This window comes from Lysobacterales bacterium (assembly GCA_014946745.1).
GTDB lineage: Bacteria > Pseudomonadota > Gammaproteobacteria > Xanthomonadales > Xanthomonadaceae > Aquimonas.
Window position 1 is genome coordinate 639,424 of record JADCRD010000002.1, and the last position, 21,667, is coordinate 661,090.

18 protein-coding genes are annotated in these 21,667 nt (G+C 68.0%); 9 read left to right on the top strand and 9 right to left on the bottom strand.

All coding sequences use genetic code 11. The features are described from left to right. Positions 1 to 160 precede the first annotated feature (160 nt). The 5 genes from H4O13_14890 to def form a co-directional block, all read right to left on the bottom strand. Positions 161 to 2,308, bottom strand: coding sequence for a HAMP domain-containing protein (locus tag H4O13_14890; GenBank protein MBE5316675.1), 2,148 nt, complete (start codon positions 2,306 to 2,308; stop codon positions 161 to 163). After that, positions 2,305 to 2,826, bottom strand: coding sequence for a DUF4390 domain-containing protein (locus H4O13_14895; GenBank protein MBE5316676.1), 522 nt, complete (start codon positions 2,824 to 2,826; stop codon positions 2,305 to 2,307). Before H4O13_14895 ends, H4O13_14890 begins: the two co-directional genes overlap by 4 nt. Position 2,827: 1 nt before the next feature. Beyond that, positions 2,828 to 4,102, bottom strand: a complete 1,275-nt coding sequence (gene rsmB / locus H4O13_14900; protein ID MBE5316677.1) for a 16S rRNA (cytosine(967)-C(5))-methyltransferase RsmB — start codon at positions 4,100 to 4,102, stop codon at positions 2,828 to 2,830. A 74-nt stretch (positions 4,103 to 4,176) separates the two neighbouring features. Continuing rightward, entirely contained in the window at positions 4,177 to 5,112 is a 936-nt protein-coding gene (locus tag H4O13_14905; protein MBE5316678.1) for a methionyl-tRNA formyltransferase, read from the bottom strand. A 44-nt stretch (positions 5,113 to 5,156) separates the two neighbouring features. After that, a complete protein-coding gene (gene def, locus H4O13_14910) occupies positions 5,157 to 5,783 on the bottom strand; it encodes a peptide deformylase (protein ID MBE5316679.1) in 627 nt (208 codons plus the stop codon). Positions 5,784 to 5,881: 98 nt separating this feature from the next. On the opposite strand from def, the gene H4O13_14915 reads away from it, so the two are divergent. The 5 genes from H4O13_14915 (at position 5,882) to H4O13_14935 (ending at position 12,546) form a co-directional block, all read left to right on the top strand. After that, positions 5,882 to 7,033 carry a LysM peptidoglycan-binding domain-containing protein gene (locus H4O13_14915; protein MBE5316680.1) on the top strand — a complete coding sequence of 384 codons (1,152 nt, stop codon included), beginning with the start codon at positions 5,882 to 5,884 and terminating at the stop codon, positions 7,031 to 7,033. Positions 7,034 to 7,044: 11 nt separating this feature from the next. Then, on the top strand, positions 7,045 to 8,163 hold the full coding sequence (gene dprA, locus H4O13_14920) for a DNA-protecting protein DprA (protein MBE5316681.1): 1,119 nt from the start codon (positions 7,045 to 7,047) through the stop codon (positions 8,161 to 8,163). Positions 8,164 to 8,197: 34 nt separating this feature from the next. Then, a complete protein-coding gene (locus H4O13_14925; GenBank protein ID MBE5316682.1) occupies positions 8,198 to 8,674 on the top strand; it encodes a DUF494 family protein in 477 nt (158 codons plus the stop codon). A 124-nt stretch (positions 8,675 to 8,798) separates the two neighbouring features. After that, complete coding sequence (locus H4O13_14930) at positions 8,799 to 9,860, top strand: RDD family protein (GenBank protein MBE5316683.1); 1,062 nt, start codon at positions 8,799 to 8,801, stop codon at positions 9,858 to 9,860. 196 nt (positions 9,861 to 10,056) lie between these two features. Further along, a complete protein-coding gene (locus H4O13_14935; GenBank protein ID MBE5316684.1) occupies positions 10,057 to 12,546 on the top strand; it encodes a DNA topoisomerase I in 2,490 nt (829 codons plus the stop codon). 237 nt (positions 12,547 to 12,783) lie between these two features. On the opposite strand, the gene H4O13_14940 is transcribed toward H4O13_14935, so the two are convergent. Continuing rightward, a complete protein-coding gene (locus H4O13_14940) occupies positions 12,784 to 15,201 on the bottom strand; it encodes an ABC transporter permease (GenBank protein ID MBE5316685.1) in 2,418 nt (805 codons plus the stop codon). A 388-nt stretch (positions 15,202 to 15,589) separates the two neighbouring features. Here H4O13_14940 and H4O13_14945 point away from each other — a divergent pair, with 388 nt between their 5' ends. Together H4O13_14945 and H4O13_14950 are read left to right on the top strand one after the other, a co-directional pair. Beyond that, complete coding sequence (locus tag H4O13_14945) at positions 15,590 to 15,739, top strand: hypothetical protein (protein ID MBE5316686.1); 150 nt, start codon at positions 15,590 to 15,592, stop codon at positions 15,737 to 15,739. A gap of 16 nt (positions 15,740 to 15,755) precedes the next feature. Then, positions 15,756 to 16,088 (top strand): NirD/YgiW/YdeI family stress tolerance protein, encoded by a 333-nt coding sequence (locus tag H4O13_14950; protein MBE5316687.1) that lies wholly within the window; start codon positions 15,756 to 15,758, stop codon positions 16,086 to 16,088. 102 nt (positions 16,089 to 16,190) lie between these two features. On the opposite strand, the gene H4O13_14955 is transcribed toward H4O13_14950, so the two are convergent. Further along, a complete protein-coding gene (locus H4O13_14955; protein ID MBE5316688.1) occupies positions 16,191 to 16,364 on the bottom strand; it encodes a hypothetical protein in 174 nt (57 codons plus the stop codon). Positions 16,365 to 16,624: 260 nt separating this feature from the next. On the opposite strand from H4O13_14955, the gene H4O13_14960 reads away from it, so the two are divergent. Continuing rightward, positions 16,625 to 17,260: a hypothetical protein gene (locus H4O13_14960; protein MBE5316689.1), complete on the top strand. Its 636-nt coding sequence runs from the start codon at positions 16,625 to 16,627 to the stop codon at positions 17,258 to 17,260. A gap of 96 nt (positions 17,261 to 17,356) precedes the next feature. Continuing rightward, a complete protein-coding gene (locus tag H4O13_14965; GenBank protein MBE5316690.1) occupies positions 17,357 to 17,923 on the top strand; it encodes a hypothetical protein in 567 nt (188 codons plus the stop codon). 254 nt (positions 17,924 to 18,177) lie between these two features. Here the strand turns inward: H4O13_14965 and H4O13_14970 are convergent, their stop codons facing one another. Both H4O13_14970 and thiC read right to left on the bottom strand, forming a co-directional pair. After that, a complete protein-coding gene (locus tag H4O13_14970; GenBank protein ID MBE5316691.1) occupies positions 18,178 to 19,476 on the bottom strand; it encodes a sugar MFS transporter in 1,299 nt (432 codons plus the stop codon). Between the two features lie 287 nt (positions 19,477 to 19,763). After that, positions 19,764 to 21,659 (bottom strand): phosphomethylpyrimidine synthase ThiC, encoded by a 1,896-nt coding sequence (gene thiC / locus H4O13_14975; protein MBE5316692.1) that lies wholly within the window; start codon positions 21,657 to 21,659, stop codon positions 19,764 to 19,766. Positions 21,660 to 21,667: the final 8 nt, after the last annotated feature.

Consider the following 21,667-nt stretch of genomic DNA (forward strand, 5'->3'; position numbering starts at 1 on the left):
GATTGGGGATTGGGGATTGACCCAGCGGGCAGCGCGCGATGCTGGGCGCCCAGCGGCACTCCGCCATTCGCCGTTCAGCAAGGCATACGACGGACCGCAGGCACTCAGGACCGCCCTCAGCCCAAGCGAATCCCGAATCCCGAATCCCCAATCCCAGCTCTCAACACGGCAGCCGCAGAACAAAGCGGGCGCCGCCGTCGCTGCGGTTCTCGGCCAGCAGCTGACCGCCGTGCTCCTCGGCAATGCGCCGACAGATCGCGAGCCCCAGACCCGAGCCTTTGGGCTTGCTGCTGCGGTAGGGCTCGAACCAGTCGCTGGCGAAGCCTTCCGGCAGGCCGGGGCCATCGTCCTCGACGCTCAAGTCCAGCCAGTCGCGGTCAGCCTGTCGCTGCGTCGCAAGCCGAATGCAGACCGCCAGCGCGGGTCGCTCAGCGCTGGCTTCAAGGGCGTTCTTCAGCAGGTTGTGCAACACCTGGCGCAGCCGCCCGGCGTCAGCGCGCGGACGCGGCAGCGGGCTCGCGAACTCGCGCTGCAGCTGCAGGCGTGGATCGTGCTCATACAGCTCCAGCACCTCGTTCACCACCGCGACGATGTCAGTCTCGACCAGGCTGAGCTGGGGCGGGCGCGCGTACTCGCCGAAGGCGTTGACCAGGGTCTTCAAGGCATCGACCTGGGCCACGATGGTATGCGTGGCGCGGTCCAGCACCTCGGCTTCGGCCGGCGCGAGCTGCGGCAGCACGCGGCGCCGCAGGCGTTCCGCCGAGAGCTGGATGGGCGTGAGCGGATTCTTCACCTCGTGCGCCAGCCGACGCGCAACCTCGGACCAAGCCGCATCCCGGCGCGCGCGGTCGATGTGGCTGGTGTCGTCGATCACCAGCACTTGGCCTGCGTCGGGCAGACGCGCGCCACGCACCAGCAGCAGGCGCCGCTGCCCGTTGTCATCCATCGCGCATTCCTCGCGCCATTCGGGCGCGTCTTCGCGCAGACGCTGCCCGGCCAGACGCAGCACATCGACCAGTGCGGGGCAGCGCTGTTCGAGTGCATCCAAGCTGAGGCCATGCAGCGCACCGAGCGGTGCTGATGCGAGTTCCGCGGCGGCCGGGTTCGCTCCGCGCAGGATGCCGGAGGCATCGAACACCAGCACCGCCGACGACAGCCGCGCGAGCACGGCCTCAAGAAAGGCGCGCTGGCCTTCGGTTTCGGCGGCACTGGCGGCCGCACGCTCGCGGCTGGCGGCGATCTCGACCGTCATGCGGTTGAAGCTTTCGACGAGGAAGCCCAACTCATCGCCGCGCGGCGGCACGTCCACCGGCTCCAGATGGCCGGCGGCCACCGCGCGCGTCGCCGCCGACAGCCGACCGATGGGTGAGACCAGCCGCCGCGCCAGATCGAAAGCGATGAGCACGGCGAGAAACACCGACAGCAGCGCCACGAGACTGAGGATCAGCACGAAGGTCAGCTTGAGCTGATCGCGCAGGAACAGCGCCTGACGGGTGCCGAACGCGGCGGCTTCGACCTTGCCGCTGAGCTCGACGAGCCGCGGCGGCAGCGCGAACAGCGCCTGCAGCACCTGACCGCTCTCGAAGCCGGGATCCTGCAGTACGCGCAGGTAGTCGAGCTCGCCAACGCGGATCTGGTCGATCAGGCGCCCGCGCGCGCCGAGCGCAGCGCGCGCATCCTCGTCGGGCGGTGAGGGCAGCAGCAGGCCGGGCGCCGCGGCAGCGATGTGACGGATGCGTCCGTCGCTCTCGAACAGCGCCAGTTGGGCGGCGTCGACTTCATCCAGCGACTGCTCGATGGCACCGGCGAGATCGAAACGGTCGCGGCGCATGCGCTGCAGCGCACGCTCGGCGCGCTGCAGCGCATCCGAGCGACGGTCCTCCAGCTGCAGACGGGCCAGCTCCAGGGCGCTGTCCATCGCTTCAACGCTGTTGGCACGCAGCCAGCTGTCGACGCTGGCGCCGACGAATCGCGCGGAGAACGCGAACACCAGCAGAACTGGCGGCACCGACAGCGCCAGCAGCAGCACCAGCAGACGCCGCGTCAGGCGTGCGCCAGGCTCGCCGGTTCTCAGCTGCCGGCGCAGTTTCAGCAGCCGGCCGAGCACTGCGAGGGCCAGCAGCAGCACCGCTGCGCCGGCGCCGAGGAACACCCAAGGGTAGAGACCGGCGAAACGTGCACCCAGGCCCTCCGCGCTGGCTGCTAGGTAGAGCGCGGAGAACATCAGCACCAGCACACCGAGCGCGAGCAGCAGCGGCCCCGTACGACGCGGCAGGCGCCAGCGTGGCGAAGGCCGGCCCGGTGTCATGGCGCAGGCATCGCCGGCAGAAGGTAGGGCTTCGAGGCCAGGCGCCAGTCCTGCAGACCGATGAGCGCGGGAAAGCGCAGCGGCGCCGGCAGGGCTGAGCGTTCAAGCTCGAGACTCAACTGCAGCGCGCAGCGCGCGGCCGGCGGCGGCAGTTCGATGCGGATGCGATCCAGTGCGGCCAGCAGGGCGCCGCGACGGGCGAAGCGACGGCCCTGCGTGTCGCCCTCCCAGCGCATCTCGTACTCCCCGGCCAAGGGGTAGTAGCGCAGCCACAGGCTGCGCACCGCCCGCTCTCCGGATTCACAGAAGCGCAATTCGTAGTCGAGGCGCAGGCCGATGCCGTTGGCGAGTGCCTCCAGCATGATCGGCTGGAACTGAAGGCGCTGCTGGACCTCGAGCTGCAGGCTGTCGCCGCGCTGCAGCCGGCGGACGTCCTCGATCTGTGCCTGCGGCGCTTCGTCAGCGCCACAGGCCGCCAGCAACAGAAGCAGCAGCCCGGCGGCGCCGCGCTGCCGCACTTCAGCGCTTGCGCAGCGCGGCGACGAAGAAGCCGTCACCGTCGCCCTCGCCCGCAAGGCGCTGCGCGCCGGCACCGCTGGCCCGGCCGAAGCGTGCGTCGAGCGGCAGGGCTTCGGCATCGGCATGGGCCGCGAGGAAGGCATCGATCTGGCGCTCGTTCTCGTCTTTCAGCACGGAGCAGGTCGCATAGACTAAGCGCCCGCCCCGAGCCAGCAAAGGCCACAGCGCGCGCAGCAGGCGCGCCTGCTGGGCGACCAGCGCGGGCACGTCTTCGGCGCGGCGGTGCAGCAGGATGTCGGGCTGGCGGCGGATCACCCCGGTGCCGCTGCAGGGCGCGTCCAGCAGAATCGCGTCGAAGGCGTGACCGTCCCACCAGCGCGCAGGCTCAGCCGCATCGGCGGCACGCAGGTCGCCGTGAAGGCCGAGACGCTCGAAGGTCTGACGCACCCGCTGCAGACGCTTGGGATCGCTGTCCAGCGCCACCATTTTGACGTCGGCTTCGGCGATCTGCGCGGCTTTGCCGCCGGGCGCGGCGCAGGCGTCGAGCACATGCTGGGCGGGCTTGAGGGCGAGCGCGGCGACCGCGTTCTGCGCCGCGACGTCCTGCACCACGAAGCGGCCGCGCGCGAAGCCCGGCAGGCGCGTGGGATCGCCGGCATCGCGCAGGCACAGGGCCGAGCCTTCCACGCGCTCCACCGGATGACCCGCGGCGGCGAAATCCTCCGCCAGCTGCGCCGAGGCCTGAGCACCGCCGCGCGCGCGCAGCCACAGCGGCGCCTGCCGCAGATTGGCCAGCAGCAGATTCTCGAACTCTTCAGGCCAGTCGCGCTGCAGCGCTTCCAGCAGCCATGCGGGATGCGCCTGCGCCGCCTGCTGCATCGCGCTGCCAGCCGGTAGCTGGGCGCGCTCGCGCAGGAAGCGCCGCAGCACCGCATTGACCAGGCCCACATGCCGGGGAAAACCGAGAACGCGCGCGGCTTCAGCGGTGGAAGCGACCGCCGCATGCTCGGGCAAGCCCAGCGCTTCGAGCTGGGCGAAGCCGACCGCGAGCAGCAGGCCGATGTTGCGGGCGGCCGGCGCCAGCGGCTTGTCGAGCAGGGCTTCGAGCAGCGCGGCGTCGCGCGCCCGTCGGCGCAGCACTGCGTGGCAGAGCGCTTCACAGAGCGCACGGTCACGACTGTCGCGCAAGCCGGGAAGTCTCTGGGTCAGCACCGCCTTCAGTGAACGACCGCCGGTGACCTCCGTCAGCGCCCGCGCCGCTGTGGCGCGGACCATAGCGCCAGGCACAGCGCTTTCGCGCGCTGCGGTCGCCGCCGCGGATCGCGCCGGCCGGGTGGGGCGCTCGTCGCTCACGACAGCAGCGGCGTGCGCCGCGCGTTGAGATAGTCGGCGACCGGCTGGGCGCGCCCGCCCTCGCGCTGAACGCGGATCAGGCGCAACGCGCCGGCACCACAGGCGATATCGATGCCCGCCGCACTGGCCGCCAGCACGGTGCCGGGCACGGCGCTGCTCTGCGAGTCGATGGCCTGCGCTGCGTGCACGCGCAAGCGCTCGCCGGCCAGTTCGCAGTCGCAGATCGGCCAGGGGTTGAATGCGCGCACTCGGCGCTCAAGCGCGAGCGCCGGCTGATTGAAGTCGAGCCGCGCTTCGGACTTGTCGAGCTTGTAGGCGTAGGTGACGCCCTGCTCCGGCTGAACCTGAGATGGCAGGGCCGCGCCCGCGCGCAGTCGCGCGAGGCCTTCCACCAGCAGCTCGGCGCCGATCCCGGCGAGGCGATCGTGCAGGCTGCCGCCCGTATCGTCGGTGTGGATGGGCGTGCGCCGCTCCAGCAGCACCGGGCCGGTATCCAGGCCGCGCTCCATCTGCATGAGATCGACGCCGGTCTCGGCATCTCCCGCCTCGATCGCGCGCTGGATCGGCGCCGCACCGCGCCAGCGCGGCAGCAGTGACGCGTGCAGGTTCCAACAGCCGTAGCGCGGGATGTCCAGCACCTTCTGGGGCAGGATCAGGCCGTAGGCAACGACGATCATCAGGTCGGGCGCAAGCGCGGCGAGGCGCGCGCGCTCCTCCGGGTCCTTGAAGTTGAGCGGCTGCCGCACCTCGATGCCAGCCTCCAGCGCGCGCTGCTTGACCGGGCTCGGCTGCAGCTGACGACCGCGGCCGGCCGGCCGATCCGGCTGGGTGTAGACCGCGAGCAGCGTATCGGGGCCGGCCAGCAGGCACTCCAGCGGCGGCACGGAAAACTCTGGCGTTCCCGCGAACACCAGGCGCAGGGGCTTCGTCATGGCAGAGCGTCTCCGCGGGCGCGACGCGCCCGCTGCAGGTTCGATCAAGCGGCGCCGCGACGCTGCTTGGCCAGCTTCTTGCGCACGAGATCGCGCTTGAGCGGCGACAGGTAATCAACGAAGACCTTGCCGTCGAGGTGGTCCATCTCGTGCTGGATGCAAACAGCCAAGAGGCCGTCGGCCTTCAGGTCGAAGCTTTGGCCGTGGCGATCGAGCGCGCGAACGGTGATCTGGTTTGCACGGGTCACGTCAGCGAAGATGCCCGGCACTGAGAGGCAGCCTTCCTGGTAGACCTGGTGACCATCGCTTTCGATGATCTGCGGGTTGATGAACACGCGCGGCTGCGATTTGTCCTCGCTGATGTCCATCACCATGAAGCGCAGGTGGTGATCGACCTGGGACGCGGCGAGCCCGATGCCGGGCGCGGCGTACATGGTCTCGAACATGTCGTCGATCAGCTGCTGCAGCGCAGGCGTGAAATCGACCGGCAGCACCTCGCGGGCGCGGGTGCGCAGACGCGGGTCCGGAAACTCAAGGATGGGAAGCGTGGCCATGGCCGCTACCTCGGCGCGAACGCGCCTGGAATCAAGTGACTGAAGGGCAGGACTATAGCAGCGACACTTTGAACGCTGGGCCGCGGCGACCGTCGCTGCGGGCCCGGTGGAGCACATGGCTCACTCCATTGTGTGAACCTGAACCGTTTCTAATCCACAAATCTTTACGCTATAGTGCCGACAAACCTGCTTGGTAAATCAGGTAGATGGCCGCCATGCTTAAAAAACTGCTTTCAGTTTTCGCCGTCGCCGTGCTGACCTTTGCCACCTGCGTGGCGGCCCAGCAGCTGCGCGAGGACCACCCCGACACCTATGTGGTGCAGAAGGGCGACACCCTGTGGGATATCTCCGGCCGCTTCCTGAAGCAGCCTTGGCTGTGGCCGGAAATCTGGCAGGCCAACCCGCAGATCGAGAACCCGCATCTGATCTACCCGGGTGATGTCATCAGCCTGGCCTATCTCGACGGTCGCCCGGTGCTGGGCGTCGATCGCCGCGACCCGCAGGTCCGCCGCGAGGCCGAGGATGCGATCCGCACCATCCCGCTGCACGAGGTCGAGGCCTTCCTGAAGCGCATGCGGGTGCTCGACGAAGAGCCCAAGGGCCTGCCCTATGTGCTCGCGATGGAAGAGAACCGACTGCGTGCCGCCTCGGGACAAGTGATCTACGCCCGCGGTGCTGACTTCCAGCCCGGGCAGCGCTGGGCCATCGTGCGCCCCACGGTGCGCTACGCGGTGCATCCCCACCCGGGCACCGGCAAGCCGCGCTTGAAGAAGGACGACTGGAACGCGCGCGACGGCCTGACGCCGCAAACCGTTGGCATCGAATGGGCCTACTACGCCGCCTCCGACAACGGTTTCGAGGTGCTGGGCTGGGAAGTGGCCGACATCACCACGGCCGAAGTCACGGTCGCGGGAGACCCCGCCACCCTGCTGCTGGCTCCCGAAGGCAAGGAAGTTCGCTCTGGCGACTTGCTGATGCCGGTGCAGGAGCCTGCGTTCGATCTGTACTTCACTCCGCGCGCGCCGGAGCGCGTGCCCGAGAACATGCGTGTGCTGGCGGTGACCGACTACTACCGCATCGCCGGGCCGCGTGACGTGGTCGCACTCTCAGCCGGCGCGCGCGACGGCATCGAGAACGGCCACGTGTTCGCGCTCTACGACGAAGGCGACAGCGTGGCGGACCGCATCGCCAACCGCACCGACTTCACCGCCAACCTGCCTTCGCGGCAGGTCAAGCTGCCCGACGAGTTTGTCGGCCACGTGATGATCTTCCGCACCTTCGACAAAGTGAGCTACGGTCTGGTGATGGATGCGATCCGCCCGGCCGGGGTCGACAACATTGCCAAGGCGCCTGACCGCCTGCCCTGACGTCCTTGAAGCTGCGTCCCGAGGTCTGGTTCGCTGCCGTTCGCGCCCCGCTTCCGGGGCGCGTTCTGCGTCTGGCGCTGGAAGATGACCAGGTCGCGCAGCGACTGCAGGTGGGCCACGCCTCCGCGCTGCGGGCTCTGGGTGTCGGCGACGCCGCTGCTGAGAGCTTCCTTCGCCGCGATCCGGCGCGCGAGGCTGCCGATGCGGACTGGCTGGCAACGCCCGGCAATCGGCTGATCGAGCTTGGCGAGGCCGACTATCCGTCCCTGCTGGCCGAGCTGACCGCCGCGCCGCCGGTGCTGTTCGTCAGCGGCAATGCTGACCTGCTGTGGCATCCGCAAATCGCGATCGTCGGCAGTCGCAATCCGACGCCGGGCGGTCGCGATATCGCCGCCGACTTCGCCGCCACGTTCGCGCGCAGCGGCCTCGTCGTCACCAGCGGGCTGGCCGAAGGCATTGACGCCGCAGCCCACATCGCCGCCCTCGACTCAGGGCAGCCCAGCGTGGCGGTAGTCGGCACCGGGCCAGACATCGTCTACCCGGCGCGCAACCGGGCGCTGGCCGGGCGCCTGCGCGAGTGCGGCTGCATCGTCAGCGAGTTCGCCCCTGGCACGGCCGCGCGGGCTGACCACTTTCCCCGTCGCAATCGCATCATCGCCGGGCTGGCGCTGGGCACCCTCGTGGTTGAAGCCGCACAGCGCAGCGGCGCCCTGATCACCGCCCGCTACGCCAGCGAAGCCGGCCGCGAGGTCTTCGCCGTTCCCGGCTCGATCCACAATCCACTGGCGCGCGGCTGCCACCGCCTGATCCGCGAGGGCGCAGCGCTGATCGAAACCGCTGGCGAGGTGGTTGACGCCCTGGGGCCCACCGCCCAGCGGCTGGCAATCAGCCTGCGCGGACGCCTGCAGCACGCCGCCAAGGCCCCGGCTGCGGCGACCAGCGCCTCGATCGAGGCCGACCCCGAACGCGCCCAGCTTCTCGCGGCCCTGGGCCACGACCCGGTCGGCATCGATGTGCTGGCCGAGCGCACCGGGTTGACCGTGGGGGTGCTGTCCTCCATGCTGCTGATGCTGGAACTGGAGGGAGTGGTCAGCGCACAGCACGGCCGCTACGCCCGGCGGCCTTCCTGATTGAATCGCGCGCGCCGGCGCAGGTAGAGGCTGGATGAAAGAGACCTTGTTGGACGTACTGCTCTACCTCTTCGAGAACTACTTCTACGATGATCCCGACGCCGTGCGCGACCGGGACTCCCTGCAGGCCAGCCTGATCCAGGCGGGCTTCAGCCCCGCTGAAGTGAGCAAGGCCTTCGACTGGCTCGATGGGCTTGAACAGCTGCGCGCTGGCGCAGGCAGCCTGGCCCCCGTGACCGGCCCGCTGCGGCTGTATGCTCCGCAGGAGCTGGAGCGACTGGACCTCGAATCCCGCGGCTTTCTGCTGTTCCTTGAGCAGATCGGCATTCTCGATGGCAGCCTGCGCGAGCAGGTGATCGACCGCGCGATGGCACTGGACCAGCCTGAGCTGGACCTCGACGATCTGAAGTGGGTCGTTCTGATGGTGCTGTTCAACCAGCCCGGCCACGAAGCGGCGTTCGCGTGGATGGAGAGTCATCTGTTCGCGCTGGACGGCGAAGCGCTGCACTGAGCACGCCGAGTCTGGCTCTTCGGCGGCGCCCGGTCGCCGGTATGCACCGCCCGCGAGAATTGTTCTTGACCTTCGGATCACGGCGGTGAAGCATCCCGGGGTTTGACTCCTTGGGAAGGCCCGCATGAATACCCCAGCTCCAGGGCGCACCTGGTACTTCGTTGATGCACAGGGCCAACAGCAGGGTCCCGTGAGCGCGGCAATGCTCGTCGGTCATGTCCGCCAAGGGCGCCTGCGCATGGACAGCCTGATCTGGCGCGAGGGCTGGAGCGACTGGCAGCCGCTGTCGGCTGCCAGCATCGAACTTGGACTCAATGCCCCGGTCAGCGCCGCGCCGCCGCGCCAATCGACCCCGGCACCGTCTCCCGTGGTGACACCGGTTGCCAGCCCTGCGGCGGCGCCCGCCAGTTCGCCGTACGCGGCAAGTGCAGCCCGACTCGACTTCGAATCCGCCTGGGCCGATACGGGCGACGTGGTCTATGCGGGTTTCCTGCGGCGTTGGGCAGCATTGTTCCTCGACACCTTCATCATCGGCTTGGTGGCGCAGATCCTCGCGGCGGTCGCAGGTGCCGTGTTCGCCTTCAGCCTGTTCGGCGGCATCGAGGAAAGCAGCGGCATGCCCAACCCCGGCCTGATCGCCTTCTACCTCGTCTTCTACCTGATCTACTTCGGCATGGCCGGTCTGTACTACGCGCTGATGGAGAGCTCGTCGAACCAGGCCACCGTCGGCAAACTGGCGCTGGGCATCAAGGTCACCGATCGCGAGGGTCGCCGCCTGAGCTTCGCGCGCGCGCTGGGCCGCTGGTTTTCGGCCGCACTGTCGCATCTGACCCTGTGGATCGGGTTTCTGATGGCCGGCTTCACCGACCGCAAACGGGCGCTGCATGACTTGGTTGCGGGGACCCTGGTGGTCGACAAATGGGCCTTCACGCCGCACCCCGAGCGCCAACAGCGTGGACTCGGCGGCTGCGTCATCGTGTTCCTGATCGTCGTCGTGGGCCTCGGCGGCATCGCTCTTCTGGGCATGCTGGCAGCCGTTGCGATTCCCGCCTATCAGGACTACACCGAGCGCGCACGCAGCCGTGGCGCACAGCTTGCACCGCCCGTACTGGAAGCCCCCGCGCTGGCCGCTGCCGACCCGCAGCTGCCAGGCGAAGGCCGGCTCTGGCTGCCCGCCAGCGCTTGACTTGCGAAGGGACGCTGTGTTGACACTGAATTAAGCCGGGGTAGGCGCACAGCCCATACTCGCGCGGCGCGCCGGGAGGGGCGCCGGCCGGTCACGGCCTCTTCAACCCCTGCGGGTTAACTGCACACATTCGAATGACGGGCGCATCGACAGGACGCGGCGCCCGCGTCCTCCTCACGCCCCCTGATGGACTGAAATGGCCAAGAATCTCCTCATCGTCGAATCCCCCGCCAAGGCGAAGACGATCAACAAGTACCTGGGCAAGGACTTCCAGGTCCTCGCCTCCTACGGCCATGTGCGCGACCTGGTGCCAAAGGAAGGCGCGGTCGACCCCGAGCGCGACTTCGCCATGCGCTACGAGCTGATCGACCGCAACGAGCGCCATGTCGACGCCATCGCCAAGGCGGCGAAGTCCGCGGACGCCCTGTTCCTCGCCACCGACCCGGACCGCGAGGGTGAGGCCATCAGCTGGCATATCGCCGAGGTGCTGCGCGAGCGCGGCCTGCTGAAGGACAAGACCCTGCAGCGCGTCGTGTTCACCGAGATCACCCCGCGCGCCATCAAGGAAGCGATGTCGAAGCCGCGCGCGGTGTCCGACAACCTCGTCAACGCCCAGCAGGCGCGACGCGCGCTCGACTATCTCGTCGGCTTCAACCTGTCGCCGGTGCTGTGGCGCAAAGTGCAGCGCGGGCTGTCGGCCGGCCGCGTGCAGAGCCCGGCCCTGCGCATGATCGTCGAGCGCGAAGAAGAGATCGAAGCCTTCGTGCCGCGCGAATACTGGACCGCCGAAGCCCAGCTCGCGCATGCGGTCACGCCCTTCAACGCCAAGCTGGTCAAGCTCGACGGCAAAAAGGTCGAGCAGTTCACCCTGACCAACGCCGCCGATGCCGAGGCCGCGCGCGCGCGCCTGGTCAAGGCCGCCGGCGATGCCCTGCACGTCAGCGACGTGCAGAGCCGCGAACGCAAGCGCCGCCCCGCACCGCCCTTCATTACCTCGACCCTGCAGCAGGAGGCCGCGCGCAAGCTCGGCTTCTCGACCAGCCGCACCATGCGCGTCGCGCAGAAGCTCTATGAAGGCGTGAGCCTGGGCGATCAGGGCACGGTCGGCCTGATCAGCTACATGCGTACCGACTCGACCCACCTGTCGCAGGAGGCCGTGGCCGAGCTGCGCGAAGTGATCGCCCGCGACTTCGGCCCCGATGCCCTGCCGGCGGCCGCCAACGAGTACCGCACCAAGTCGAAGAACGCGCAGGAAGCGCACGAAGCCATCCGCCCGACCTCGGCCAAGCTGACGCCGAAATCGGTCGCTGCGTACTTGAACCCCGACGAACAGAAGCTCTACGAGCTGATCTGGAAGCGCGCCGTCGCCTGTCAGATGGTGCCGGCCACCATGAACACGGTCAGCGTCGAACTCGCCGCCGGCCGCGAGCATGGCTTCCGCGCGACCGGCACCACCATCATCGACCCCGGCTTTCTGGCGGTGTACGAGGAAGGCACCGACCAGAAGTCGGCGGACGCGGAAGACGAGGGCCGCAAACTGCCGACGATGAAGCCGGGCGACATCGTGCCGCTGTCGGCGATCGTCATCGACCAGCACTTCACCGAGCCGCCGCCGCGCTTCTCTGAAGCCAGCCTGGTCAAGGCGCTGGAAGAGTTCGGCATCGGCCGCCCCTCGACCTACGCCAGCATCATCCAGACCTTGCTGTCGCGCGAGTACGTGATGCTCGACAACCGCCGCTTCCGCCCGTCCGACGTCGGTCGCGCGGTGGCCAAGTTCCTGGCCGGACACTTCACCCAGTACGTCGACTACGACTTCACCGCCAAGCTCGAGGACGAGCTCGATGCGGTGTCGCGCGGCGAAGAGGACTGGCTGCCGCTGATGGAGCGCTTCTGGAAGCCGTTCAAATCGCTGATCGAGGAAAAGATCGAATCGGTCGACCGCAGCGATGCCAGCGGCTCCCGCGTGCTGGGTACGGATCCGAAATCCGGCCTGCCGGTGAGCGTGCGCCTTGGCCGCTATGGGCCCTTTGCCCAGATCGGTACCAAGGAGGACGAGGACAAGCCGCGCTTCGCTTCGCTGCGCGCCGGCCAGAGCATGCACACGATCTCCCTGGAGGATGCGCTGGAGCTGTTCAAGCTGCCGCGCACCTTGGGCGCGCACGAGGGCGAAGAGGTCACGGTCGGCGTCGGCCGCTTCGGGCCCTTCGTCAAGTTGGGCAGCACCTATGCCTCGCTGAAGACCGAGGACGACCCGTACACGATCGAACTGCCGCGCGCCGTGCAGCTCGTGGCGGAGAAGCTCGAAGCCGCCGCCAACCGGCTCATCAAGAAGTTCGAAGGCAGCCCGATCGAGATCGTCAACGGACGCTACGGCCCCTACATCACCGACGGCGAGAAGAACGGCAAGATACCCAAGGACGTCGAGCCCGCCTCGCTGTCTCTAGCCGACTGCGAGGCCATCATGGCCACCGCGCCTGCGCGCGGCGCCAAGCGCGGCAGCCGCTTTGCTGCGAAGAAGACCACCGAGAAGGTCGCCGCGGCCAAGGCACCGTCCGCGGTCAAGAAGGCCCCTGCCAAGAAGGCCGCAGCCAAGAAAGCACCTGCAAAGAAGGCCGCCGCGAAGAAAGCGCCTGCAAAGAAAGCTGCAGCCAAGAAGACCGCCGCCAGCGAAGCGCCACCGTTCTGAGTCCGACCGCTGCGCGCATCGACGAACGCGACGGCATACGCGAACGCCACAACAGCAAAGGGCCCGCCTCGCGCGGGCCCTTTGCTGATTGCACCACCAAGAGGCTGGCGCACATCCGGCTTGCTCCTGCGTCACCGAGCGCTCCAAAGCGTCGTCGCACAGCGGTCGAACGCGCTCGGCCATGAGCCGGACTCGCGAGCACTGATCCAGGCGAGGGTGGGCTTGATCAGTGGTGCCCTAAAGCTGACAGCCTGCGCGGCGCAGCACGTCTGCCGGCGATTCCCGCAGCATGGATCTGGCCACCAGAACGCAGACCAGCCAGGCAAGCAGGCCCAGCACGCCCAAGGCAATGGCGACATCCGTCGCCCTCACGGTCAGTGCCAGCACGCCTGATGCCGATGCCGTTGCGGTAAGCAGCGAGGCCGCCACGAGGCTGAGGGCAGCGCCCAGAACGAAGCCTCGCAAGTGCCGGCTCGCCAGCGCCGAATGAACGTGGCGCGGACGCGCACCGAAGGCCAGCCGAGCACCGATCTCCCCCCGCATCTGAATTCCTGCATGGGCCACCATGCCATGCAGCCCCAAGGCCGCGGTAAGGATCACCAGCAAAGCGATAGGTGCGGTGGCGATGGCAGCGATCCGGCGCGGCAGCAACAGCTCCGATTTCTGGGCATTCAGATCGTCATAGAGGAAGACGCCGAGTCCGGGATTGACGGCCTCGACAAAGGCCACCCACTGCGCGCGCGACATCGTCTGACCCGGCCGAAAGCGCAGCACGAAGTTGCTGCCTGCCTGGGCTGCCGGCAGATACAGGTGCGGGTCGTCCGCGCCCGCACCTGGGTAGCGCCGATCCTCCACCACGCCAATGACGGTGTGCGCGGCCCCGCCCTCTCGCGTGAGCCGTGTGCCCAGCACCTCGCCATCGCGAGCCAGCAGGCGCGCGAAGGACGCATTGATCAAGGCAAGCGGCGCGCCCTGCTGGATGTCTTCGGTGCTGAAGCCGCGACCCATCACCAGACTCTGAGCGGTTAGCGCCAGATAGCCGGAATCGATCCGCTTCAGGCCGACGGGCCACTCTGCGGCTGAGCGATCGGAGACAACCGCGGTGCGGATGAAATCCTGCAGGGGCGAATGTGATTGGCTGACCCTCTCCACACTGGGCAGCTCCGCCATGCGCCGCTTCATTTCATCGAACTGCTGCGCGGCCGGCGCGTCGCTCGCGGCCGATCCCAGCCTCTGATAGAGGTACAGGCTGGCGCTGCGATCCAGATCAATGCCGGGCTCATGCAGTATGCCCACAGCCCCACGGAATACGCCGAGACTGGCCGCGATCAGCACGCCGGCAAGACCCAGCTGGAGGCCCAACAGCGCCGTACGCAGAGGGCGCGGCAGGCCGCTGGCACCGATCGCCCGCGCCGCCGGGCCTGGGCCCGCGCGTCCCTCGCGAAGGCACACGACATAGGCGAGGCCCGCCAAGACCAGCGCGATCAGCACCGCCGCGCCCAGGCTGAGGGCCAGCGCCGGCGCGCCGATCGTCAGCTCATCCATTCGCGGCAGCAGGTGCACAAGCTGGGTGCGCATCAGGGCCGTGCCGATCCAGGCAACAGCGAACGCCAGCAGCGCTGAGGGCAGCAGCAGTGCCAGCGCGTCCATCAGCACACTCAGGAACAGGCGGGCGGAGCGCGCGCCCAAGGCGCGCTGGATCGAAAACGCATGCCAGCGCTCGGCCACCCGGGCCACGACGACGTGCGCAAGGTTTGCCACGGTGATCAGCATCAGACCCAGGGTTGCAGCCAGCAGCAGCGGCGCCACGGCGATAGCACCGCCGGCCAAGGCGCGATCCGCTTCGACCAGTCGTACGCGCGGCACGCCCTCAGCCGGTGCGTTCGACCCAAGCCCGGTGGCCTCACGCCAGCCACGCTCGAACCGTGTCGACAGTTGCCTGGTTGCGAAAGCGAGATCGGGCTCCGGCCCCAGCCGACCCACCAGCTGCAGCGTGTCGGTGCGCGCCGTCCAACCCCACTGCCGCGGCGACGGGTTGGCGGCCCAGGGCAACCACAGAGCGGTGCGATGGCCGGGCGCATGCAGCTCCGGCTCGATGAAATCGGCGGCGGTAACGCCGGCGATTTCGAAGCTGCCAATAGCCGTGAGAACGTTCAGGCCGATCACATCGGCGCGCTGGTCGAACAGGGCGACCCAGGCCGCATGGCTGATCACCGCCTGGGCAGGCGAGTCCTCGCCCTGCCCAGCCCCCGGGAATCGGCCCAGGGCCATCGCGGGTGCGAACAGCTCCGCATAGCCGGGCGAGGCGTAGGTGACATTGAGCAGGGGCTGGGCCGGATGCGAGAGCAACAGATCACGCGCGTGGTCCAGCGTCACCGATGCGGCGAGCGTCCCCTGCGCTTCACGCTGCAGCAGCTCCAGCACCGGATAGCTGAACTGTCGGCTTTGGTCGTCCTGTCCGGGCCCTTGCAGCTCGGCGATGACCAGACGATCAGATTGCGGATACGGCAACGCACCGGAGATCAACAGGTGGGTGAACAGGCCGGCACAGACCGTGGCGCCCAGGCTGAGCCCAAGGACGAGCACGATCAGCGCGTTCGCCGATCGATGGCCTGCGAGTCGAAGCAGAGCTTGGCGCAGCAAATCAACCGGCATAGGTACTCACTCGACTTCGGACGGCTATCTCGTCTCAGCTCGCCGAATTCCCCCGGCTCGCCCAGTATTCGAACGTCACAGCCAAACGCTTGCCGCGGCTTCGACAAGGCAAAGATTGTGCATGGACGCTCGGCGACCCGTAGAAGCCCGGGATCCAAAGGCCGGGAGAGTACAAGGGCACCTGCCTCCACTGCGACCTCGGCATGCCCCACAGCCCGGGGTGCGCAGCGCTTCGCGAGGCCGCGCTTCGTTCTGACTCAACACCACCCGATGTCGCTCGCCGCTGTGCTGACACAGCGCGGCGCGGGGCCGTCAGTCTGTCGTCAGCGAGTGCCCCTAGCGTTCTCCTGCCCGCGCTGCTGCGGGCCCCAACCCAGGGAGAATCGACATGGACATGCAGCAGAACGCGTCCCGCAACCAGAGCCCGGCGACGCTGGGCGACTGGCTGAAACAGGAGCTGGAGTTCCGACTGCCGCGCGCCTGGCTGACCGTCGGTGGCCTTGCCTTCTTCGTGCTTCTGATCATTGCGCTGGACTGACCCCGAGGAGAACCGCATGAAACGCATTGCACTGCTCGGCGCCCTGCTGGCACTGGCCTCGGCCAGCATCTTCGCCAAAGACACGGTCACACCGATCGGTGACCTGACCCGCGGCACCACCGCCACGATCCAGGGCACGGTCGAACGCATCCTCGATGAAGACGAATTCCGGATCGCGGACGCCAGCGGCAGCATCAAGGTCAACATCGGACCGCACAGGGTTCCCGTCGACACCGGCGAACAGGTCACTGTGCGCGGCCTGGTGGATGACGACCTCAGGAAGGAGTTCTACGCCCGCGAGCTGGTGCGGGCCGACGGTGAGCGCTTCGCCCTTGACCGTCGCTACTGAACCCGAAGCGCGGCGGGCCACAATGAGTGGCCTGCTGCGCCGTGCTCGCGGGCCCTTCGCAAGGCTGCATGCGCCTTCGCCTGCGCTGCGGAGCGAGTCCGTTCAAGGCAAAAGGCACACCAGGACCGCCGAGGGCAGCGCGAGCGCCACGGTATCGAGCAGCGTTGCCAGAAACAGTCGCCCCGAACCGGCGCCCAGCGCCCGCTGGATCGCGAACGCGTGTCGCCGTGCGCCCACGCGCGCCAGGATCACGTGCGCGAGGTTGATCACCGTCATCAGGGCAAGAAGCAGGGATGGCCTGATCAACTCCCTCCTGGAGTTGATCAGGCGTCGCGATTCCGGCGCGGGTCCGGACTCACTCACGCTGGATCAAGCACCCGCGTGCTCGATCCGCGAGCACACCTCCCGTGGCCCGCGGTACCGCTGAATCCTGCAGCGTTGACTTCGACCTCGTGTGATACGTTCACCGGGATCACCTATCGAGTCCGTTTTGCTCTTTTGCGAAACACTTCGCCATCGCCGGAAGAAGCTTGAAGATGTCTCCGAGTCTTGAACACCGCATCGCAGTTCCTCGGCAAGGCCGCAATCCAGCTCTCAGCGTGCGCTGCCTTCGGAATACTGGCATTGCCCTCTTTGCTTCACTGGCGATGATCGCGGGCGGGGCTGCCGCCGCTGAGCCACGTCGCGACGCCATCGCAGGCGAGGCGAAAACTGGACTGCTCATCTTCAGCGACGGATTCGAGCTGCGCAGCGCGACGGTGGACGGTCCGGGCGACGGCAGTCCGGGGTTCGCGGGGCGCTGGACCTCGATCGCGATCGGCAGGGACGGCGTTCCCGTCATCAGCTACATGGCGGGCAACTTGACGTCCAGTTTCCTCCGGGTCGCCAAGTGCGGCGATGCCCGCTGCGCCGGCCCCGCCCAGATCACCACCGTCGACAACGCGGGGGCGGAGGTCGCAAACACGGGCACATCGATCGCGATGGGCGCGGACGGACTGCCGGTCATCAGCTACGCCAGTCGTACTGCGCGCTCGATGAAGGTGGTCAAGTGCGGCAACGCCGCATGCAGCAGCGGAAACGTGATCACGACGATCGACGACCAGACGCCCGATGACGTTTCGACCTACTCGTCGATCGCGATGGGCGCCGACGGGCTGCCGATCGTCAGCTAGTTCAACAGCTCGCTCCAGACTCTGAAAGTAGTGAAGTGCGGCAATGCCGGGTGCAGCGCTGGCAACCAGACCAGCACGCTCAGTGGTCCGGACACCGTGATCACCTCGGGCCAGAACACGTCGATCAGGATCGGGGGCGACGGCCTGCCGATTGTTTCCTACAACACCAGCACCGCCTCGAACTTCACCCTGAAGACGGTGAAGTGCGGCACCCAGGCCTGCACCAGCGGCAACGTGATTTCGACCGTCGACGATCCCGCCAACGCCGTCGGTGACTACAACGCCATGGTGATGGGATCTGACGGGTTTCCCGTCATCGCCTATCGCGATATCACGGCGCGCTCGGTGAAGGTGGCGAAGTGCGGCAATGCGACGTGCACCAGCGCTAACACCATCACAACCGTTGACGACTCCGGCAACGGCGTCGATATCGCCATCGCGCTCGCGAGGAGCGGCCGTCCCGTGATCGTCCACAGAGATCTCAGCGCTGGCCAGATCGTGATGACCCAGTGCGGCAACAGTGCCTGCTCCAGCGGCAACAAGCGATCGGTTCTCGAAGCGAACATCGATGCGGAGCATCTGTCGATCGCCATTGGCGCCGACGGCGCGCCCATCGTCAGCTACTACGACTTCGACGCCCGATCACTCAAGGTCGCGCGCTGATCGCGACCCGGTTTTCTCGGTGGCGACCTGCCGGGCGCGCGTTGGCGGCCTCGGCGGACTGCAGCCGCTGGATGTCCGCCGGGACTGCCTGCGACCGGAGGAAGCTGTCATTTATCGAAGCTTCCCGCGCGCCACGGACGGCGCGCCGGCGGATCGAGCACGCGATGCCTGATCCAGCGGAAGCGAGTCCGGACCTGTGCCGGGCTCGCGACAGTTGACCCAGTCAGCGTGGGCTTGATCCGCCTTGCCCCGGTTCAGGTCGTGCCGCTGCCCTGGAAGGCCTTCGCATAGCGCAGGCCGAAGTAGAGGATGAACCCGTAGCAGAGCATCGGCACGACGAACGAAACCTGCAGGCCTGCGCTGTCCGCCGCGAAGCCCTGTGCGAACGGCACCAGGGCACCCCCGACGATCGCCATGCACAGCACGCCCGAGGCCTGGCCGGTACGCGCGCCGAGCCCGTGCAGGGCGATGCTGAAAATGGTGGGGAACATGATCGAGTTGAACAGGCCAACACCGATGATCGCCCACATCGCCAGCGCGCCCTGGCCGAGCACTGCTGCGAGGATGAGCAGGATGGCGCAGGCCGCGTTGAAGCCGAGCGTCAGGCCGGGGCTGACTTTGCGCATCACCGCGAACCCGATGAAGCGACCGATCATCGCCGCGCCCCAGTAGTAGGCGACGTAGTGCGCCGCGCTGGCGTGGTCAAGGCCAGCGATCTGCGGCTCGCCGAGGAAGTTGATCAGGAAGCTGCCAATGCTCACTTCAGCGCCAACGTAGAGAAAGATCGCGATGGTGCCGAGCAGCAGGTTGCGGTGACGCAGCACGTCCCAGGCGGATCCTGCGTCAACGGCGTCGGCCTCGTGGACGACCTTCGGCAGCTTCGCGAAAGCGAACGCAATCGCCAGCACGAGCAGGGTGCCGGCCAAGAGCAGGTACGGACCGCGGACGGTGGCCGCTTCCGCGGCACGGTGGGCGGCGCGCTGCACCTCGTCCATCGCGGCGAGTTCGGCGTCGCTGAGCAGGACCGCACCGCCGAGAATCAAGGCGCCGCCGAAGATCGGGCCCACCGTGGTGCCCAGCGAGTTGAAGGCCTGGGTCAAAGTCAAACGGCTGGAGGCGGTACGCGGCTCACCGAGCAGGGTGACGTAGGGATTCGCCGCCACCTGCAGGATGGTGATGCCCGAGGCCAGGACGAACAGCGCGAACAGGAACAGGCCGTAGCCGCTGGTGGCCGCCGGGTAGAACAGCAGGCAGCCGCTGGCAGCGATCACCAGGCCCGCCACCGCACCACTCTGGTAGCCGATGCGCTTCACGAGCCCGCCTGCAGGCAGCGAGACCACGAAGTACGCGCCGAAGAAGCAGAACTGCACGAGCATCGCCTGCACGTAGCTCAGGGTGTAGATCGACTTGAGGTGCGGGATCAGGACGTCGTTCAAGGACGTCAACAGACCCCACATGAAAAACAGCAGCGTGACGATGACAAGCGCACGCGTGTTGGTTGCGCCCGCGCCGTCGGCCGCAGCGGCCGCGGCCGGCGAATAGCTGGAACCCATAACACTCACCTCCCCTGCGATCCGCGCGATGCGGACGCCCCGGCCGGATTCTGCCTGCCTCGCCCCAGCATGACAACGCTGTCAGCCGAACGCGTGCCGTTCGACTGAGATCGGGCGATGCGCCGGCAGCCGCGGCGCGATGCACTCACAAACACATCGGGCCCAGCGCCGCGGCCGCGCGCGCTGTTCGGCTGGGGCGACACGGATCACGTCCCCCCTGGACGTGATCCGTGGTCGCGAGCGCGTCGTCGCTTGCGCGCGGGAGGCTCCGACGAAGCAGCGCTTCGCTATGCCTTGCGATACACCTCCGCGCCCTGCGCGCGGAACTCTTCGGCCTTCTGCTGCATGCCCTGCGCCAGCGCGTCCTGCTCGCTGATGCCCTGGGCGGCGGCGAAGTCGCGCACGTCCTGGGTGATCTTCATCGAGCAGAAGTTCGGGCCGCACATCGAGCAGAAGTGGGCGGTCTTGTGGGCGTCCTTGGGCAGGGTCTCGTCGTGGAATTCCTGCGCCTTCTCAGGATCGAGCCCAAGGTTGAACTGGTCTTCCCAGCGGAACTCGAAGCGGGCTTTGGACAGCGCGTTGTCACGCATCTGCGCCGAGGGATGGCCTTTCGCCAGATCCGCCGCGTGTGCGGCGATCTTGTAGGTGATGATGCCGTCGCGCACGTCCTGCTTGTTGGGCAGGCCGAGGTGCTCCTTCGGCGTGACGTAGCAGAGCATGGCGGTGCCGTACCAGCCGATCATGGCCGCGCCGATCGCGCTGGTGATGTGGTCGTAGCCGGGCGCGATGTCGGTGGTCAGCGGGCCCAGGGTGTAGAAGGGCGCCTCGCCGCATTCGCGCAGCTGCTTGTCCATGTTCTCCTTGATCAGCTGCATCGGCACGTGGCCGGGGCCTTCGATCATCGTCTGCACGTCTTGCTTCCAGGCGATCTTGGTCAGCTCGCCCAAGGTCTCCAGCTCGCCGAACTGGGCGGCGTCGTTGGCGTCGGCGAGGCTGCCCGGGCGCAGGCCATCGCCCAGCGAGAAGGCCACGTCGTAGGCCTTCATGATTTCGCAGATTTCCTCGAAGTGGGTGTAGAGGAAGTTCTCCTTGTGATGCGCCAGGCACCACTTGGCCATGATCGAGCCGCCGCGGCTGACGATGCCGGTGACGCGCTTGGCGGTCCACGGGATGTAGGCCAGGCGCACGCCGGCGTGGATGGTGAAGTAGTCCACGCCCTGCTCGGCCTGCTCGATGAGGGTGTCGCGGAACAGTTCCCAGCTCAGCTCTTCGGCGCGGCCGCCGACCTTCTCCAGCGCCTGGTAGATCGGCACGGTGCCGATCGGCACCGGCGAGTTGCGCAGGATCCACTCGCGGGTCTCGTGGATGTGCTTGCCGGTGCTGAGATCCATCACGGTGTCGGCGCCCCAGCGGATCGCCCACACCATCTTCTCGACTTCCTCGGCGATCGACGAGGTCACGGCGCTGTTGCCGATGTTCGCGTTGATCTTCACCAGGAAGTTGCGGCCGATGATCATCGGCTCGCTCTCGGGGTGGTTGATGTTGTTGGGCAGGATGGCGCGGCCGCGGGCGATCTCGTCGCGCACGAACTCCGGCGTGATCAGGCCCGGCAGCGAGGCGCCGAAGTCCTGGCCGGCGTGCATGCGTCCACGCGCCAGCCCCTGCGCGCGCACCTGCTCGATCAGGGCCTCGCGGCGCTGGTTCTCGCGGATGGCCACGAACTCCATCTCCGGGGTGACGATGCCGCGCTTGGCGTAGTGCATCTGGCTGACGTTGGCCCCGGCCTTGGCGCGGCGCGGCGCGCGCAGGTTCGGGAAGCGCACGCTGTCGAGCTTGGCGTCGTGCAGGCGCTTCAGACCGTACTGCGAGCTGATGCCGGCGAGCACCTCGGTGTCGCCGCGCTCGGCGATCCAGGCCTCGCGCAGGCGCGGCAGGCCCGCGGTCAACTCGATGCGTGCGGCCGGGTCGGTGTAGGGCCCGGAGGTGTCGTAGACGCTGAGCGGCGCGTTCGGCTCGGCGCCGAACAGGGCCGGGGTATCGGACTGGCGGATCTCGCGCATCGGCACGCGCAGGTCGGGGCGCGAGCCGCTGACGTGGATCTTGCGCGAGCCGGGAATCGGGCGGGTGACATCGGCCGAGAGCGCTTCGGTGGCGCGCTGGAAGTCTTCTGGCAGGGCGTTCATGCGGCGGT

Excerpts from the sequence above, each read along its gene's own strand:
- H4O13_14925 (MBE5316682.1), top strand. The coding sequence starts at position 8,198 with ATGAAAGAGACCTTGTTGGACGTACTGCTCTACCTCTTCGAGAACTAC.
- H4O13_14955 (MBE5316688.1), bottom strand. The coding sequence starts at position 16,364 with ATGACGGTGATCAACCTCGCGCACGTGATCCTGGCGCGCGTGGGCGCA.
- thiC (MBE5316692.1), bottom strand. The coding sequence starts at position 21,659 with ATGAACGCCCTGCCAGAAGACTTCCAGCGCGCCACCGAAGCGCTCTCG.
- rsmB (MBE5316677.1), bottom strand. The coding sequence starts at position 4,102 with ATGGTCCGCGCCACAGCGGCGCGGGCGCTGACGGAGGTCACCGGCGGT.
- H4O13_14930 (MBE5316683.1), top strand. The coding sequence starts at position 8,799 with ATGAATACCCCAGCTCCAGGGCGCACCTGGTACTTCGTTGATGCACAG.
- H4O13_14940 (MBE5316685.1), bottom strand. The coding sequence starts at position 15,201 with ATGCCGGTTGATTTGCTGCGCCAAGCTCTGCTTCGACTCGCAGGCCAT.
- def (MBE5316679.1), bottom strand. The coding sequence starts at position 5,783 with ATGTGCTCCACCGGGCCCGCAGCGACGGTCGCCGCGGCCCAGCGTTCA.
- H4O13_14970 (MBE5316691.1), bottom strand. The coding sequence starts at position 19,476 with ATGGGTTCCAGCTATTCGCCGGCCGCGGCCGCTGCGGCCGACGGCGCG.
- H4O13_14950 (MBE5316687.1), top strand. The coding sequence starts at position 15,756 with ATGAAACGCATTGCACTGCTCGGCGCCCTGCTGGCACTGGCCTCGGCC.
- H4O13_14915 (MBE5316680.1), top strand. The coding sequence starts at position 5,882 with ATGCTTAAAAAACTGCTTTCAGTTTTCGCCGTCGCCGTGCTGACCTTT.
- H4O13_14905 (MBE5316678.1), bottom strand. The coding sequence starts at position 5,112 with ATGACGAAGCCCCTGCGCCTGGTGTTCGCGGGAACGCCAGAGTTTTCC.
- H4O13_14960 (MBE5316689.1), top strand. The coding sequence starts at position 16,625 with ATGTCTCCGAGTCTTGAACACCGCATCGCAGTTCCTCGGCAAGGCCGC.
- H4O13_14945 (MBE5316686.1), top strand. The coding sequence starts at position 15,590 with ATGGACATGCAGCAGAACGCGTCCCGCAACCAGAGCCCGGCGACGCTG.
- H4O13_14890 (MBE5316675.1), bottom strand. The coding sequence starts at position 2,308 with ATGACACCGGGCCGGCCTTCGCCACGCTGGCGCCTGCCGCGTCGTACG.
- H4O13_14935 (MBE5316684.1), top strand. The coding sequence starts at position 10,057 with ATGGCCAAGAATCTCCTCATCGTCGAATCCCCCGCCAAGGCGAAGACG.